Source organism: Micromonospora sp., assembly GCF_048594385.1.
GTDB lineage: Bacteria > Actinomycetota > Actinomycetes > Mycobacteriales > Micromonosporaceae > Micromonospora > Micromonospora wenchangensis.
In genome coordinates this window covers 1-1,834 of sequence record NZ_JBMDWU010000454.1, presented here as the reverse complement: position 1 = coordinate 1,834, position 1,834 = coordinate 1, and the positions used below count along the sequence as shown (strand labels likewise).

General features: G+C 80.9%; 1 protein-coding gene. It reads right to left on the bottom strand.

Annotation, left to right across the window (positions count from 1 at the left end; all coding sequences use genetic code 11):
- A partial coding sequence (locus ACOJTC_RS24830) for a hypothetical protein (protein ID WP_420118695.1) occupies positions 1 to 1,458 on the bottom strand: 1,458 nt, incomplete at its 3' end.
- Positions 1,459 to 1,834 lie beyond the last annotated feature (376 nt).

Genomic DNA, 1,834 nt, shown 5'->3' with positions numbered 1-1,834 from the left:
CGCCCTCGCCGGTGCCGAACGCCCCGCCGGCCGCGGGCTCGCCGAAGCAGCGTCCCCGGCCGGCGGTGCGCCCGCCGTGCCTCCGCACCTCGTCGACCGCCGCGGCGGCGGCACCGCGGCGCTCGGTTCACCGGACAGGCTCTGCGGTGCGGCGGCGAGACCCATCCGCTCCTGGAGCAGGCGGGCCACCAGCCGGCTCACCTCCGCCGGGTCGGCCCCGTCGGACAGGTCGAGCCGCAGACTGTGCGCCCCGGCCGGGGTACGTCGCAGCGCCGCGTCGCGGACCCCGGCCACCTCACGTACGGCGTCCAGGATCGCGTTGACGTCGAAGCCCTCGGGACGTTCCCGCAGCGGCGCGGGCTCGTCGTCGCGGCGCAGGTGGGTGGCGATCCGGGCGAGTTCCGGGGTCTCGGCGGGGGGCTCCACGGCTGGCGGCTCCGGCACGACGGGCACGTCCGGTTCGGCGGGGACGCGCTGCGGCAGCACCACCGTGCCCCGCTCCGGTCTCCGTCCGTCCACCACCGGCTCGGTCGTGGTCAGCGGGTCGGGCGCGGATCGGCGGGCCGCGTAGGGGGGCGCGCTCGTCGGGGCGGGCGCTGCGGGGATCTGGTCCAGGCGGCGTGGCCCGCTCGTGGCGGGGGCACCGGCGGTGGGGGCGGGCTCCGGCGGGTGGCCGGGCAGGTCGGTGGGGGCGGCCGGCTCGGTCGGTACCGACCGGAGTCGGAACGGCTGGTCGGCGCGGACGGCCGGGGGGGTCGCCGGCCGGGGCGACGGTTCGTCGCGCGGAAGCCGGAACGGCTGGTCGGCGCGGACGGCGGCGGGCAGCGTGGCGGCCCGTTCCTCCCGCAGGCCGGAGGGCTCGTCGCGGGTCGGGGGCGGCACGGCACCCGGCTCGTCCCGACCGGCGGGCTCGTCCCGGGGCGGGGACGGCGGGCCGGCCGGCACGTCCCGGGGTGCGGGGGGTGCCTCGGCGGATCTCCCCGTCGACCAGCCGGGCCGGTCGGCGGGGTGCAACCGTTGCGGCGCGGGCGGCTCGACCGGCGACCGGTCCCGCTCGCCGGAAGCGGACCAGGTCCGCCCGGACGGCTCGGCCCAGTCCCGCTCGGACCGGTCGGCCCAGTCCCGCCCGGAACGGTCGGCCCAGTCCCGCCCGGCGGGGTCGGACCAGTCCCGCTCCGGTCGGGTGCCCCGCTCGGACCAGTCCGGGCCGGGCCGGTCGCGCTCGGAGCGGTCGGTGGGCTCGTGCCGTTCCGGCCGGTCGGCGCGCTCGTCCCGGTTCGGCAGGGGGTGTTCCCCGGTGTTGCCGGACCAGGCGCGCTCGGGGTTGTCGACACCGGGACGCCCCGGGGCGACCCGCTCGGCGGCCGGCCGTTCCCGACCGGGCCGCTCCGCGGTGGGCTCCGGGAGGGTCGGTGGGGTGGCCGGTTCGGTCCGGGTCAGCTCGTACGGGCGGGGCACCTCGGAGCGCACCGGCTCGTACGGCCGGGCGGGCTCGGCGCGCACCGGCTCGTAGGGGCGGGCCGGCTCGGCACGCACCGGCTCGTACGGGCGGGCCGGCTCGGCCGACCACTCCGCCGCGCGTTCGGCACGGGTCCGTCGGCCGGCGGGGGGTTCCTCGTCCCGCGACCAGGAGGGTGCCCAGGTCCCGCCCCAGCTCGGCCGGTTCCAGCTCGGTCCGGACCAGTCCGGCTCGTCCGGCCCGGCGGTCGCCCGGCGCTCGCCCGGCGACGGCTCCCCGGCACCGCGCGCGCCGACGCCCCGGGGGTCCGTCCCGGACGGCCCGGTACCGGCGGTGGGTTCGGGGCGGTCGGTCCCGCGTGGCCCGAACGGCCCG